This is a genomic window from Streptomyces sp. NBC_00158 (assembly GCF_045160885.1).
Taxonomy (GTDB): domain Bacteria; phylum Actinomycetota; class Actinomycetes; order Streptomycetales; family Streptomycetaceae; genus Streptomyces.
The window spans coordinates 4,660,720-4,674,379 of record NZ_CP108161.1; the positions used below are offsets into that span (position 1 = coordinate 4,660,720).

Annotated in this window: 14 protein-coding genes; 12 read left to right on the top strand and 2 right to left on the bottom strand. The window is 74.0% G+C overall.

The window, feature by feature from the left end; translation table 11 throughout:
- The first annotated feature begins 25 nt into the window (after positions 1 to 25).
- The 4 genes from OG553_RS21475 (at position 26) to OG553_RS21490 (ending at position 3,074) form a co-directional block, all read left to right on the top strand.
- On the top strand, positions 26 to 904 hold the full coding sequence (locus tag OG553_RS21475; protein ID WP_405980539.1) for a class E sortase: 879 nt from the start codon (positions 26 to 28) through the stop codon (positions 902 to 904).
- A 50-nt stretch (positions 905 to 954) separates the two neighbouring features.
- Positions 955 to 1,302, top strand: a complete 348-nt coding sequence (locus OG553_RS21480; RefSeq protein WP_405980540.1) for a DUF6412 domain-containing protein — start codon at positions 955 to 957, stop codon at positions 1,300 to 1,302.
- 114 nt (positions 1,303 to 1,416) lie between these two features.
- Positions 1,417 to 2,076 carry a YidC/Oxa1 family membrane protein insertase gene (locus OG553_RS21485; RefSeq protein ID WP_405980541.1) on the top strand — a complete coding sequence of 220 codons (660 nt, stop codon included), beginning with the start codon at positions 1,417 to 1,419 and terminating at the stop codon, positions 2,074 to 2,076.
- Positions 2,077 to 2,216: 140 nt separating this feature from the next.
- Entirely contained in the window at positions 2,217 to 3,074 is an 858-nt protein-coding gene (locus tag OG553_RS21490) for a fumarylacetoacetate hydrolase family protein (RefSeq protein WP_405980542.1), read from the top strand.
- A gap of 91 nt (positions 3,075 to 3,165) precedes the next feature.
- Here the strand turns inward: OG553_RS21490 and OG553_RS21495 are convergent, their stop codons facing one another.
- Together OG553_RS21495 and OG553_RS21500 are read right to left on the bottom strand one after the other, a co-directional pair.
- Positions 3,166 to 4,374 (bottom strand): ALF repeat-containing protein, encoded by a 1,209-nt coding sequence (locus OG553_RS21495; protein ID WP_405980543.1) that lies wholly within the window; start codon positions 4,372 to 4,374, stop codon positions 3,166 to 3,168.
- Positions 4,375 to 4,472: 98 nt separating this feature from the next.
- Positions 4,473 to 5,579 carry a Gfo/Idh/MocA family oxidoreductase gene (locus OG553_RS21500; protein ID WP_405980544.1) on the bottom strand — a complete coding sequence of 369 codons (1,107 nt, stop codon included), beginning with the start codon at positions 5,577 to 5,579 and terminating at the stop codon, positions 4,473 to 4,475.
- A gap of 55 nt (positions 5,580 to 5,634) precedes the next feature.
- On the opposite strand from OG553_RS21500, the gene OG553_RS21505 reads away from it, so the two are divergent.
- The 8 genes from OG553_RS21505 to OG553_RS21540 all read left to right on the top strand — a co-directional run bounded on the left by OG553_RS21505 (position 5,635) and on the right by OG553_RS21540 (position 13,621).
- Entirely contained in the window at positions 5,635 to 6,714 is a 1,080-nt protein-coding gene (locus OG553_RS21505) for an ROK family protein (RefSeq protein WP_405980545.1), read from the top strand.
- A 435-nt stretch (positions 6,715 to 7,149) separates the two neighbouring features.
- A complete protein-coding gene (locus tag OG553_RS21510; RefSeq protein ID WP_405980546.1) occupies positions 7,150 to 7,899 on the top strand; it encodes a hypothetical protein in 750 nt (249 codons plus the stop codon).
- Positions 7,900 to 7,949: 50 nt separating this feature from the next.
- Positions 7,950 to 8,720, top strand: coding sequence for a GntR family transcriptional regulator (locus OG553_RS21515; RefSeq protein ID WP_405980547.1), 771 nt, complete (start codon positions 7,950 to 7,952; stop codon positions 8,718 to 8,720).
- Between the two features lie 158 nt (positions 8,721 to 8,878).
- Positions 8,879 to 10,000, top strand: coding sequence for a TIGR03364 family FAD-dependent oxidoreductase (locus OG553_RS21520; RefSeq protein WP_405980548.1), 1,122 nt, complete (start codon positions 8,879 to 8,881; stop codon positions 9,998 to 10,000).
- A 101-nt stretch (positions 10,001 to 10,101) separates the two neighbouring features.
- Positions 10,102 to 10,818: a phosphonatase-like hydrolase gene (locus tag OG553_RS21525; RefSeq protein WP_405983099.1), complete on the top strand. Its 717-nt coding sequence runs from the start codon at positions 10,102 to 10,104 to the stop codon at positions 10,816 to 10,818.
- The gene (locus OG553_RS21530; protein ID WP_405980549.1) at positions 10,815 to 11,864 is read left to right on the top strand and encodes an ABC transporter ATP-binding protein; all 1,050 of its coding nucleotides are present in this window, start codon (positions 10,815 to 10,817) and stop codon (positions 11,862 to 11,864) included. The genes OG553_RS21525 and OG553_RS21530 overlap by 4 nt, the downstream gene beginning before the upstream one ends.
- Positions 11,857 to 12,837: a 2-aminoethylphosphonate ABC transporter permease subunit gene (locus OG553_RS21535; RefSeq protein ID WP_405980550.1), complete on the top strand. Its 981-nt coding sequence runs from the start codon at positions 11,857 to 11,859 to the stop codon at positions 12,835 to 12,837. Before OG553_RS21530 ends, OG553_RS21535 begins: the two co-directional genes overlap by 8 nt.
- Positions 12,824 to 13,621, top strand: a complete 798-nt coding sequence (locus tag OG553_RS21540) for an ABC transporter permease (RefSeq protein ID WP_405980551.1) — start codon at positions 12,824 to 12,826, stop codon at positions 13,619 to 13,621. Before OG553_RS21535 ends, OG553_RS21540 begins: the two co-directional genes overlap by 14 nt.
- The last annotated feature ends 39 nt before the right edge of the window (positions 13,622 to 13,660 follow it).

Genomic DNA, 13,660 nt, shown 5'->3' on the forward strand with positions numbered 1-13,660 from the left:
GGGGGGAGGTCTTAGGGTGCCCGCCGTGCGGGATCGCGTGCGGGTGGTGGTGCAGAGGGGCGGCCGGCCGGTGGGGCGGGCGGGTCTGGCCCGGGTGTTGTGGGTGGGCGGCGAGGTGCTCACCACTCTGGGGCTGGTGGTGGCGCTGCTGGTCGTGCACCAGGTGTGGTGGACCAACCGGCAGGCCGCGGCCGCCGCGCAGGAGCAGGTGCAGGTGTTGGAGGAGGGGTGGGGGAGGTCGTCCTCCGAGTCCGGGTCCGAGGCCGAGTCCCAGGAGACGGTGGGTGAGGGTGCGGAGGATCGTGGTGGGGATCCGGTCGTTGTCGACGGGGGCTCCAGTGGGCCTCCGGTGTCGTCTGCTCCGGGGAGGGGCGGGGTGGCGTCGCCTTCGCCTTCGCCCGGGAGGAGCGTTGGGGGGAAGGCTCCCGCGGCGCGGGTGCCGGCGCGGGACGAGGCGTACGCGGTGCTGCGGATTCCGCGGCTCGGGCTCGCCGTGCCGGTCGCCGAGGGCGTCGACAAGCGGGCCGTGCTCGACAAGGGGTACGCCGGGCACTATCCGGGGACCGCGCAGCCCGGTGCGGAGGGGAACTTCGCGCTCGCCGGGCACCGGAACACGCACGGGGAGCCGTTCCGGTACCTGAACCGGCTGCGGGACGGGGACGAGGTGTTCGTCGACGTGCGGGGACGGCGGTACGTGTACGTGGTGGGGAAGGTGCTGGCGGAGACGAGCCCGGGGGACGTCGGCGTCATCGCGCCGGTGCCGCGGAGCGCGGTGAAGCCGGGGTACGGCTACGAGGTGGCCGGCTCCTACATCACGTTGACCACGTGCACGCCCGAATACACCTCCAAGTACCGGCTGGTGGTGTGGGGGGTACTCAAGACCGTTGTCAGTGACGAGCGTTAGTATCGGTCGTGAGTTTGTTTCTTCGATGAGGGATTGAGGAGGGGGTGGGGATGGTGTTCGAGCGGGTTGTTCGTGCGCGGTCCTTCGTCGTCTCTTCCGTTCTGTCGTCGCCGCGAGTGGCGCGGGTGCTCGTCGCGCTGTTGCTGCTCGGCGGGTTCCTCGGGCTGGGGTCCGGGGAGGTGGGGCTGGCCGCCGGTGTGGTCGTGCTGGCCTCTGCCGTCGCCTTCGGGGCCGCCGTGCTGGCCGCGTGCCTCGTACGGCCCGTGCCGCCGCACCGAATACGTACCGCGATCCGTGATCGCGAGCAGCGCACGGCGTTCCTGCCGCAGCGCGATCCCGACGCCTCGGGCCGGTCGCGGCCCAGGGCACCCGGCCGTCTGGTCATGACGGCCGCGTAGGGGCGCGCAGTGCCTCCTGCCTTCTGCTGACCCATCGCTGTTGCCGCCCCTCGCGGGTCGTCACGCCGAAACGCATTTCTTTCGACGTTTGACGAGACCCCTCGGAGGGCCCGCGTGTCCGTTTTCACTGATCTTGTCGTCGAGCTGGGCCGGCTCCTGGAGCCGGTGCTGGCCGAGTCCGCGACCGCTGCCGCGATCGTGCTGTTCACCGTTCTCGTACGGCTGGCCCTGTATCCGCTGGGCCGTGCCGCGTTCCGTGCGGCGACCCCGGCCGCCGGCTGCCTGCCGATGTTGTTGCAGCTGCCGGTGTTCTACCTGATGTACCAGTCCTTCTCCTCGGGCGGTGAGCTGCTCGGGCACCGGCTGTTCGCCGCGCCGCTGGGCGCCCGCTGGACGGGGGCGCTGGAGGAGGGCGGCCCGTTCGGGGCGCAGGGGCTGGTGTTCCTCGGGCTGTTCGCGGCGATCGCGGTCGTGGCCGCCTGGAGTGCGGTGCGGGGGCGGCGCGCCGCGGCGGCCGCGCCGGTGCCCGTACCGGTTGCGGGTAAGGGCGCGAGTAAGGGCAAGGGTGCCCAGCCCGCGCTGAGTGCCGAGCAGGTGGAGGCGATGCGGAAGGTGGGCGGCGTACTGCCGCTCCTGTCGTTCGGGACGCTGGTCACGGCGGCCGTGGTGCCGCTGGCCGCCGGGCTCTACCTGCTGACCACCACCGCCTGGTCGGTCGGGGAGCGGGCCTGGCTCCAGTACCGCAGGGACGGAGCAGCGCGTTCCAGTCTGTGAACAGGGTCTTGCGGATTGGTCGGACATCTTGGAGGATCGACCAATCCTCCGATGGCCGCAACCCATCGGCCGGCCCGTGCCATGCCCGGTTCCACCCGCATGCCCATGGGCCGACCACCCACGACCACGGGAGAATGCCCATGAAGCTGCTGCGTGTCGGACCCGTCGGGTCGGAGCGCCCCGCGCTGCTCGACCAGGACGGGACCCTGCGGGACCTGTCCGGCCTGATCACGGATGTGGACGGAGCCCTGCTGTCCGACGAGTCCGTGCTGTCCCGGGTGCGGGAGGCCGCGGCGGCCGGTGAGCTGCCGGTCCTGGACGCCGAAGGGCTGCGGATCGGCTCCGCGGTCGGCCGGATCGGCAAGGTCGTGGGCATCGGGCTGAACTACTTCGGGCACGCGGCCGAGATCGGTGCCGAGCCGCCGGCCGAGCCGATCCTGTTCCTGAAGGCCGCGGACACCGTGGTCGGCCCGGACGACACCGTGCTGATCCCGCGGGGCAGCGTGAAGACCGACTGGGAGGCCGAGCTCGGCGTCGTCATCGGCAGCACCGCCCGCTACCTGGCCTCCGCCGAGGAGGGCCTCGCACACGTCGGCGGCTACACGCTGGTCAACGACGTGTCGGAGCGCGAGTTCCAGATCGAGCGCGGCGGCACCTGGGACAAGGGCAAGAACTGCGAGACGTTCACCCCGCTCGGCCCGTGGCTGGTCACGGCCGACGAGATCCCGGACCCGCAGGTCCTGGGCGTCAAGCTGTGGGTCAACGGCGAGCTGAAGCAGGACGGCAACACCTCGGACCAGATCTTCCCGGTCGGTGAGGTCGTCCGGTACCTGAGCCAGTTCATGACCCTGTACCCGGGCGACGTCATCGTCACCGGCACCCCGGCCGGCGTGGCGATGGGCCAGCCGGAGCCGAAGCCGTACCTGCGGGCGGGCGACGTGGTGGAGCTGGAGATCGAGGGGCTCGGGCGGCAGCGTCAGGAGTTCAAGAGCGCGTAGCGCGTAGCGCGTAGCGCGCAGGGCGCGAATACGGGGAGGGGCGGGCTGCCGGTGGCAGCCCGCCCCTCCGTGTTCCGTCCTGCGGTGCCGGTCAGCCCTCGGCCGAGGCGCGGCGGCGGCGGTTGGCGATCACCAGGCCGGCGCCCGCGGCGAGCGCGGCGGCGCCGGTGCCGGCGATCCACGTCTCGGAGCCGGCGCCCGTGCTGGCGAGCGGGCCGGAGCCGCCGGCCGGGGTGACGTTGCCGTTGCCGCCGGTGCCCTTGGCGCCGGCCGGCTGGACGCCGCCGGTGGTGCCCGTGCCGGAGCCGGTGCCCGTGCCGTTGCCGGTATTGCCCGAGCCGCCCGTGTTGCCGTCGTGGCCGGCGGCCTTGTCCTTGGCGCGGGCCACGTGCTGGCCGGTCTTCAGGAACGCGGCCCGGTCCTCGGGGGTGCCCTTGAGGGCGGCGAGGGCGGCCTTCTTCAGCTCGGGGCCGGCGCCGTTCACCATCCGCGAGATGTCGACCTTGTTGTCGTCGTCGCGGAGCTGGTGCTGCCCCTTCGTCATGAACTCGCGCAGCTGCTCCGGGGTCGCGTTGCCCTCCAGGAGCTTGATGATCCCCTCCTTCAGGCCCGGTCCCGCGCCGTTCAGCATCGAGAACAGCGCGACCCGGTCGTCCACGGCGCGGATCTTGTGCTGCTCGGTGGCGACGAACTCGCGGATCTGCTCGCGGGTGCCGTTGCTCATCAGGTCGTTGACGCGCTGGGTGATGCCCCGGCCGGCGCCGTTCAGCATGCGCATCATTTCGACGCGGTCGTCCTCGAGGCGGGCCACGTGCTGGCCCTCCTTCAGGAACGCGCTGATCGACTCACGGGTGTTCACCCGCAGCGCCTCCTGGGCGGCCTTCTTGACGCCCTTGCCGCCGGCCTCGGCGATCTGGGCGACCCGCACGCGGTCGTCCTCGAGCTTCTGCTGCGGATATTCGACCGTGAGGAACTTGTGCATGGCCGCGGCGTCGCCCTTGAGCGCCTTCTCCGCCCATTCGCGGACGCCGGAGCCACTCGCCGGGTCCTTCAGGATCTTCTCGATTTCGGCCCGATCCTTGGCGGCCTGGTCGTCGGCCGGCTTCGTCGCCGGCGGGTCCGCGGGCTTCGCGGCGCCCTGCGGGTCCTGGTCGGGCGCGGTCGGCGACGACGGGGTGGCCGGGGCCGCCGACGAGGCGTCAGCGGCGAAGGCGGGCGAGGAGAGCAGGACGGCCGGGGCTATCGCGGCGGTGGCCACGACGGACGCGATCCGGGGCAGCTTCACAGGTGGGGATTCCATTCTTCACAAGTGTGATGATCGGCAGCTTGTGAAGGATAGGTGCAGACCAGGAGCCTCAACCGTCGATTTTGCGACAAAGGTGGATCAAGTCAGAAGGATCACATCTCCACCGCCACCCCCTCGCGGGAGGACCTGCGGGCCGCCTCCAGTACCGCCAGGCAGCGCGCCGCCTCTTCGGCGGTGACCGGTGCCGGGCCGCCCGTACGCAGGGCCGAGGCGACCGCCGCGTAGTACGCGGGGTAGTCGCCCGGAGCCGTGGGCACCGGGATTCCGCCGCCGGTCAGGGGGGACTCGCCGGAGCCGAGGCGGCCCCACAGGTGCTCGGGCTCCTCGCCCCAGGGCTGGCCGTCGGGGCCGCCCGGCCGCAGGCCCTCGCGCAGGGCGGCCTCCTGCGGGTCCAGGCCGTACTTGACGTAGCCGGCGCGGGATCCGAGCACGCGGAACCGCGGGCCGAGCTGGGCCGCGGTCGCGCTGACGTAGAGGTGGGAGCGGACGCCGTTCGCATGCGTGATCGCGATGAACGTGTCGTCGTCGGCCTCGGCGGCCGGACGGCGCACGTCGGTCTCCGCGTAGACGCGCACCGCCCGGCCGAAGAGGACCAGCGCCTGGTCCACGACGTGGCTGCCGAGGTCGTACAGCAGGCCGCCGATCTCCTCCGGGGCTCCGGACTCCCGCCAGCCGCCCTTGAGCTGCGGACGCCAGCGCTCGTAGCGGGACTCGAAGCGCTGGACCTCGCCGAGCTCGCCGTCCGCGAGGAGGCGGCGCAGGGTGAGGAAGTCGTTGTCCCAGCGGCGGTTCTGGAAGACGGAGAGGAAGGTCCCGGTGCGCTCCGCGAGCTCGGCCAGTGCGTACGCCTCGGCGGCGGTGGCGGCCAGCGGCTTGTCCACGACCACGGGGACGCCGGCGGTGAGGGCGGCGGTGGCGAAGGGGACGTGGGTCTTGTTGGGGGAGGCGACGACGACCAGGTCGGGGGCGTCCGGCCGCTGCCACAACTCGTCGGCGGAGGCGGCGACGCGGACGTCGGGGTAGGCCTCGCGGGCCTGGGCCTGCCGGCCGGGGTCGGAGGTGACGACGGTGTCGAGGAGGAGGCCCTCGGTCGCGGACACGAGCGGGGCGTGGAAGACGGAGCCGGCGAGTCCGTAGCCGATGAGTGCGACGCGCAGCGGGGTGGATGCGGTGGTGGGGGAGGTGGGGGAGGCGTTCATGGGACCACTTTGGCAACAGTGTTGCGTAAGTGCAAGGAGGGTGGACAATGGGCTGGTGAACAGGGGTAACGGGGTCGGCGGGGTGAACCTGCCCGCGGTGCGCGGGCACAACGAGGCGCTGCTGCTGGACCTGCTGTGCGCCGCGGGTGCGCCGGGGCTGGGCCGTGCGGAGCTCGCCGCCCGTACGGGGCTCACCCCGCAGGCCGTCAGCAAGATCACCGCCAGGCTGGCGGCGGAGGGGCTGGTGGCCGACGCGGGCCGCGGCGCGTCGACGGGTGGCAAGCCGCGCACCCTGCTGAGGCTGGTGCCCGGGGCGCGGCACGCGGTCGGGGTGCACCTGGACCGGGACGGTCTGAGCGCGGTCCGCGTCGACCTGGCGGGCGGCGTGGTCGCGCGGTGGAGCGGGCCGCTGGACTTCGGGGCCGGTCCCGGACCGGTGGTGGATTCCGTCGTACGAGCGGTCGCGCGGGTTTCCGGCGAGGCGGGGGCGGAGCCGCCGCTGCTCGGAGTGGGCGCCGCCGCGCCGGGCCCGCTGGACTGGCGCAGCGGGGTGCTCGGGAGGGTGACGGGGTTTCCGGACTGGGCGGGGTATCCGTTGCGGGAGGTGCTGGCGGGGCGGCTGGGGCTGCCGGTGGTGCTGGACAAGGACACCAACGCCGGGGTCGCGGCGGGGGCTCCGGGCGGGCCCGGCTCGGGCACCTCGGTCTACCTCCACGTCGGCACCGGCCTCGGGGCCGGGCTGCGGATCGACGGGGCGGTGCACCGGGGGGCGCGCTCGGCGGCGGGGGAGTTCGGCCACCAGGTGCTGCGGCTGGACGGCCCGGCGTGCCGGTGCGGGGGGCGCGGCTGCCTGGAGGTGCTGTGCCTGGAGGCGGTGGCCCGGGGTGACCTGGCGGAGGCGGCGCGGGTGCTGGGGGAGGGGGCGGCGAACCTGGCCGCGCTGCTGGACGTGGACCGGATCCTGCTCGGTGGCCGGGTGGTGGACGCGGACCCGGAGCCCTTCCTGGCCGGGGTCCGCGCGGTGCTGGAGTCCCGCGTCCTGCTGGAGCACCCGCCGTTGGTCGCGTGCTCCCCGGGCGGGGTCGCGGAGGGCGCGGCGGCGCTGGTCCGCGGGCGGGTGTTCGGGTGGGCCTGACCTTGCCCTGGCCGGGCGGGGTCGGGGTAGGGGCGTCCCCCGGGGCCGGGCCGGTGAGGGCCGGGTGGGGCCGGTGCGGCGGGGTGGGCCGCTGCGCGGGGCGAGGTCCCCTACCCGCCCTTCCACCGTTCCCCGGGGCTCCGCCCCGGACCCCGCGCCTCAAGCGCCGGCGGGGCTGGAGCGGGGGCTGCGCCCCGGACCCGCGGGGCTGCGCCCCGGAGCCCGGCCGCCGTTCGGGCGTAAAGCGGCAGGGTTCGCGCGTGGGCTGCGGGGCCCCGGGGGCGGGGGCGTGGCAGGGTGCGGGCACGGGGGCGGGGTGATTGTCGCCTCGTCCGAACATCGTTCCGTTCCGTTCGGGTGCGTACCGTTCGGGTGCGTACCGTTCCGTACTCCTCCCTCCCTTCCTACCGTCCGGCGAGCAGCAAAGGGTCTTCCATGCGACTGCGCAACGCCCGCAACGCCCTCGCCCTCACCGCGCTCCTGCTCGCCCTCGGCGCCCCCGCCGCCGGCGCCGCCCCCGCCGACATCGGCAACGGGGGCGGCGCCCGACCGGCCCCCGCGCTGCCCTCCCGCGCGCACGCCACCTGCGGCGACGGCAAGGCCACCGCGTTCCCCATCGGGGCGCGGATCCGGGGCGGGCCGGCGGTCTACCGGGCCGGTGCCGGGCCGCAGAGCTGGCTGCTGGACCTGACCAACACCACGAGCGGTACCTGCACGGCCATCCACCCCGTGGTCGTCTTCACCGACGCCGCCCGGGCCCTGCGCCCCGCCCACCTCCGGATGGAGTTCGACGCACCCGGCGGCCCCTACCCCGTCACCCTGGAGCGCTCCGACCGCGACGAGATCATCGCCGTGTTCGACGGCGGCAGCCGGTTCTCCGGCTTCTCCGTACCGGCCGGGGGTTCGGCCACCGTGAAGGTGCGCCTCGCCTTCGCGCCCGACGCCCCCCTCGGCGAGGTCGTCGCCGACGCCGCGCTGGTCCAGCGCCAGGCCGACGACGGCGAGTGGGTCGGCGAGGCCGGCGGGTACCGGTTCTCGGTGCAGGGGGCGCAGGACCCGGCCGAGGCGGGCTCGCTCGCGCACACCGGCCCCCGCGAGTGGGCCTACGGCGGGATGGCGGTCGCCGCCCTCGCCGCCGGGGGCGGGCTCCTGCTCGGGGCGCGGAGGATCAGGGCCTCCGGGTAGCCCGTACGCCTCAGCCCGGCCCGTACACCTGCCCCGCGTACAGTCCGAGCGTGGAAGACCTGAACCAGCAGCCGCCCCACCGTCCCGGCTCGCCCGTCCGCTCCGGCATCCCCGAACACGGACGCATCCCCAAGTACTACGCCGTCAAGGCCCGCATCGCCGACCTCCTCGACGAGCTCGGCGAGGGCGGCCCGCTGCCCACCGAGCGCGATCTCGCCGAGCGCTACGAGGTGGCCCGCGAGACCGTGCGCCAGGCCCTGCGCGAGCTGCTGCTCGAAGGCCGGCTGCGCCGTTCCGGACGCGGCACCGTGGTCGCCGGCCCCAAGCTGGAGCAGCCGCTGTCGCTCGCCAGTTACACCGAGGGGGTGCGCCGCCAGGGCCGCCGCCCGGGCCGCAACCTCATCGGCCTGGAGCGGTTCGCCTGCCCGCCCGACCTCGCGCCCGGCATCGGGGCCGAGGCCGGCGAGCCCGTCTGGCACCTGGAGCGGGTGCTGCTCGCCGACGACGAGCGAGTCGGGCTGGAGAGCACGTACATCCGGGTGGCCCGGGTCCCCCACCTCGACGTCGATTTCAAGCCGGACTCCTCCTTCTACGGCTATCTCCACGACAGCCTCGGCATCTCCTTCGGGGACGCGGACGAGAAGCTGGAGACCGTCCTCGCCACCCCCCGCGAGGCCCTGCTGATCGGTACCCCGCCCGCGCTCCCGATGCTGCTCATCCACCGCTTTTCGCGGGACCGGGACGGCCGGCCGCTGGAGCGGGTGCGTTCGCTCTACCGTGGTGACCGGTTCAGCTTCACGACCCACCTGCGGCCCGAATAGCGGCAGGAGTCCCGCCCGAACCGCCGCCAAAGCGACCAAAACGGCCACCACTCGTATCACGGAACGATAACGGGTCTAGTCCAAGCGTCGAGGGCTGTTCACTGCCCCGTCGTCCCCGCGATCCCTCCGGGTCACGGACCGCGCCGACCGTGGACGCCGTGAGAGTCATAGTCGTCGGAGGCGGCGTGGTCGGCACCATGCACGCCTGGCAAGCAGTCCAACGCGGCCACGAGGTCGTCCAGATCGAGCGCGAGGCCGAGGCACGCGGCGCTTCGCTGCGCAATTTCGGCCAGATCTGGGTCAGCGGCCGGGCCGGGGGCGAGGAGCTCGACACCGCCCTGCGCGCCCGCGAGCTCTGGGAGCGGATCGGCGCGGAGGTGCCCGGCCTGGGCTTCCGCGCCATCGGCTCCCTCACCCCCGTACGCAACGCCCGCGAGTACGCGGTCGCCGAGGCGGCCTGCGCCCGCCCCGACGCCGCCGCCCGCGGCTACGAACTGGTCGGCGCCGCGCAGGCCCGCAAGGTCAACCCGGCCCTGCGCGGCGCCTTCGAGGCCGCCCTGTGGTGCGAACGCGACGCGGCCGTCGAACCGCGCACCGCCCAGCTCCACCTCCGCGAGGCCCTGCGCGCCTCCGGCCGCTACACCTTCGTCCCCGGCCGCGAGGTCCGCGACCTGGCCGGACCCGGCGCCGTCCGCGACGACCACGGCGACGTCCACCGCGGCGACGCCGTCGTCCTCGCCACCGGCGCCTGGCTGTCCGGCCTGGTCCGCGAACTCGCCCCCGAACTGCCCGTCCGCCGCGTCCGGCTCCAGATGATGCAGACCGCCCCGCTCGGCGAGCCGCTCACCACCTCCGTTGCCGACGCCGACAGCTTCCGCTACTACCCCGCCTACCGGAGCGACGCGCTCGACGTCCTCAACGCCGAACAGGCGCAGACCCCCGTCGCCGCCGCGCACAAGATGCAGCTGCTGATGGTCCAGCGCCTGGACGGCGGACTGACCATCGGCGACACGCACGAGTACGAGCACCCCTTCGCGTTCGACACCCTCGAAGACCCCTACGACCACCTCACCCGGGTCGTCGAGTCCTTCCTGGGCCGCCCCCTGCCGAAGATCAGGCACCGCTGGGCGGGCGTGTACGCGCAGTGCACCGACACCACCCGCGTCGTCCACCGCCAGCAGGTGGCCGACGGCGTCTGGCTGGTGACCGGACCCGGCGGCCGCGGCATGACCTGCTCGCCCGCCATAGCCGAGACCACCGCGAACGAACTGGGCTGGTGAGCCACGTGACCGACAGCACGACCGACAGCGTGACCGGCAGCACGACCGGCAGCGTGACCGATAACACGACCGGCAGCGTGACCGGCAACACGACCGGCAGCGTGACCGGCAACACGACCGGCAAGAGGCTCGTCGTCCTCGACATGGCCGGCACCACCGTCGCCGACGGCGGCCTCGTCGAGCGCGCCTTCGAGCACGCCGCCGCCCGCCTCGGAGTCGAACCGGGCACCCCCGCCCACGCCGAGAAGCTCCAGTACGTCCGCGACACCATGGGCGAGTCGAAGATCTCCGTCTTCCGCCACCTCTTCGGCACCGAGGAACGCGCCCGGCTCGCCAACTCCGCCTTCGAGGAGGCGTACGCGGAACTCGTCGACGGCGGCCTCGTCGCCCCGCTCCCCGGCGCCCGCGCCGCCATCGAGGAGCTCCGCGCCGCCGGCCACACCGTCGCCCTGACCACCGGCTTCGCCCGCGTCACCCAGGACGCCATCCTCGACGCCCTCGGCTGGCAGGGCCTCGCCGACCTCACCCTGTGCCCCGCCGACGCGGGCGGCCGCGGCCGCCCCTACCCGGACATGGTGCTGACGGCGTTCCTGCGCACCGGCGCGGTGGCCGACGTGCGCGAGACCGTCGTCGCGGGCGACACCGCGTACGACATGCTCAGCGGCCGCCGCGCCGGCGCCGGCACCATCGCCGGGGTCCTCACAGGCGCCCACGACCGCGCCACCCTGACCGGACACGGCGCGACCCACGTCCTCGGCTCCGTCGCCGAACTCCCCGGCCTCCTCGCCCTCCCCGCCCTTCCCGCGGGGTCGTCGTGAGCGGCATCCGCTTCGACTCCGTCTCGGTCGCCTACCACGGCACCACCGTCCTGGACTCCCTCGACCTGACCGTCGAACCCGGCGAGGTCATGGCCCTCCTCGGCCCCTCCGGCTCCGGCAAGACCACGGCCCTGCGCGCGGTCGCCGGTTTCGTCCGGCCCGCCTCCGGGCGGGTGCTGATCGGCGGCAAGGACGTCACCGGGCTCCCGCCGCACAAGCGCGGCATCGGGATGGTCGTCCAGCAGTACGCCCTCTTCCCGCACATGCGCGTCGAGGACAACGTCGCCTTCGGGCTCAGGGCGCAGAAGGCCCCCAAGGCCGGGATCCCCGCCCGCGTCGCCGAGGCCCTGGAGATGACGGGGATGGCCGCGTACGCCCGCCGCTACCCCCGCGAACTGTCCGGCGGCCAGCAGCAGCGCGTCGCCATCGCCCGCGCCCTCGCGATCCGCCCCGGCGTCCTCCTCCTGGACGAGCCGCTCTCCGCGCTCGACGCCCAGCTGCGCTCCGGGATGCTGGCGGAACTGGCCCGGCTGCACCGCGAACTGCCCGAGGTCTCCATCCTCTACGTCACGCACGACCAGGTCGAGGCGCTGACGCTGGCCGACCGGATCGCCGTCATGGACCGGGCCCGCCTGCAGGACTGCGGCACCCCGCAGCAGCTGTACCGGGCGCCGCGCACCGAGTTCACGGCCTCCTTCGTCGGCAACGCCAACCTGCTGCCGGTGACGGTCGCCGACGGCGGCGCGGTCTTCGCGGGCCGCCCGCTGGCCCTCGACGCCGGTCGCGCGGCGCCGGGCTCCACCGCCACCCTGTGCGTACGCCCGCACCTGCTCGGGCTCGGCGACGGGCCGAACGCGCTGCGCGGCACGATCACCGAAGTGCAGTGGCGCGGCTCGACGCACCGGCTGTACGTGGACGTGGGCGGGCACCGCGTGAAGGCGGACCTGCCCGAGCTGCGGGAGACCCCGGCCCTGGGCGACGAGGTGACCCTGCACTTCGAGCCCCGCGACGCGGTGCTGCTGGCGGCGGGGGTCTCCGATGGCTGAGACCGCCCGGGCCGAGACCGCCCCGCCGCCGCGGGCCGCCCCGGTGGGCGCCGTCGTACCGGAGCCGGAGCCCGCGCAGGAGCCGGAACCCGGTCCGGAGTCCGCGCAGGAGCCGGAGCCCGCGCCGGTGCCGCCCGCCTCCGGCGCCCGCCGTGCGGTGCCCCGCGCCGTCTGGGCGCTGCCCCCGGTGGTGGTGCTGGCGCTGGTGTTCCTGTACCCCCTCGCGCTGGTCGTCCGGCAGTCCTTCACCCCCGAGGACGGCGGCGGCGCCCTCGACGCCTACTCCGCCGTGTTCGCCTCGAACGCCTTCCGCGAGGCCCTCGGCACCACCGTCTGGCTGGCCGTCGGCGCCACCGCCGGCTGCCTGCTCCTCGGCTTCACCCTCGCCCTGGTCATCGCGTTCGTGCCGTTCCCCGGGGCCAGGGCCGTCGCCAAGTTCATCGACGTCTTCCTCTCCTTCCCCTCCTTCCTCATCACCCTCGCCCTGCTCTTCATCTACGGCACGGTCGGCATGGCCAACGGCGTCTGGACCGACGTCCTCGGCGTCGCCGACGGCCCCTTCCACTTCCTCACCACCCCCTGGGGCGTCCTCCTCGCGGAGATCACGTACTTCACCCCCTTCGTGATGCGCCCGCTGCTCGCCGCCTTCTCCCAGCTGGACACCGCCCAGCTGGAGGTCGCCGCGGGTCTCGGCGCCCGCCCCGCCCGGATCGTCCGGCAGGTGATCCTGCCGGAGGCCCTCCCCGCGCTCGCGGCGGGCGGCAGCCTCGTCCTCGTCATGTGCCTCAACGAGTTCGGGATCGTCCTGTTCACCGGGGCCAAGGACGTCACGACCCTGCCGATGCTCGTCTACGGCAAGGCGATCCTCGAATCCGACTACGCGGCCGCCTGTGTGGTCGCCGTCGTCAACATCGCGATATCCGTCGGCCTGTTCGGCCTCTACCGGGTGGTGGGCAAGCGTGCTGGTGCATAGCAAGGGCGGCCGCTGGGCCGCCTGGGGCCTGTTCGGAGTGCTCTTCCTGCCGCTCTTCGCCCTGCCCCTCCTCGTGGTGGTGGCCGCCTCCTTCGCCACCCACTGGTCCGGCGCCTTCCCCTCCGGCCCGACCACCGGGAACTACGCCTCAGCCGTGCGGGGCGAGTCCCTCCAGGCGCTGACCACCTCCCTGGTCACCGCCCTGGCCGCGAGCCTGCTCGCGCTCACCGTCGGGACCTGGGCCGCGCTGGCCGCGGCCTCCCTCGGCAAGCGCGGGAAGCGGTGCCTGGACGCCCTGTTCGTGCTGCCGGTCGCCGTGCCGTCCGTCGTCGTCGGCCTCGCCGTGCTCGTCGCGTTCAGCCGGCCGCCGGTCCTCCTCAACGGCACCAGCTCGATCGTCGTCCTGGCGCACACCGTTCTCGTGACCGCGTTCGCCTACCAGTCGGTCTCCGCCGCCATCGTCCGTCTCGACCCCGCGTACGAGCAGGCAGCGGCTTCCCTCGGCGCCCGTCCCGGCCACGTGCTGTGGCGGGTCCGCCTCCCGCTCCTGCTGCCGTCCCTCACCGCGGCCGCGGGACTCTGCTTCGCCCTGTCCATGGGCGAGCTGAGCGCCACGATGATGCTCTACCCCCCGGACTGGATGCCCCTCCCGGTCCGGATCTTCACCGCCACCGACCGCGGCTCGCTCTTCGCGGGCTCCGCCGTCGCCGTGGTCCTGATGGCCACCACCCTGCTGGTGCTGCTGGCGGTCTCCCGCGTCCGCACCCGCGCGTCCTACCGCTGATCCCCTCCCTCCCTCTCCCTCTCTCCGTCCCCCGCTGAC

Coding starts and splice junctions, on each gene's coding strand:
- OG553_RS21480 (WP_405980540.1), top strand. CDS start 955: ATGGTGTTCGAGCGGGTTGTTCGTGCGCGGTCCTTCGTCGTCTCTTCC.
- OG553_RS21490 (WP_405980542.1), top strand. CDS start 2,217: ATGAAGCTGCTGCGTGTCGGACCCGTCGGGTCGGAGCGCCCCGCGCTG.
- OG553_RS21495 (WP_405980543.1), bottom strand. CDS start 4,374: ATGGAATCCCCACCTGTGAAGCTGCCCCGGATCGCGTCCGTCGTGGCC.
- OG553_RS21500 (WP_405980544.1), bottom strand. CDS start 5,579: ATGAACGCCTCCCCCACCTCCCCCACCACCGCATCCACCCCGCTGCGC.
- OG553_RS21510 (WP_405980546.1), top strand. CDS start 7,150: ATGCGACTGCGCAACGCCCGCAACGCCCTCGCCCTCACCGCGCTCCTG.
- OG553_RS21535 (WP_405980550.1), top strand. CDS start 11,857: ATGGCTGAGACCGCCCGGGCCGAGACCGCCCCGCCGCCGCGGGCCGCC.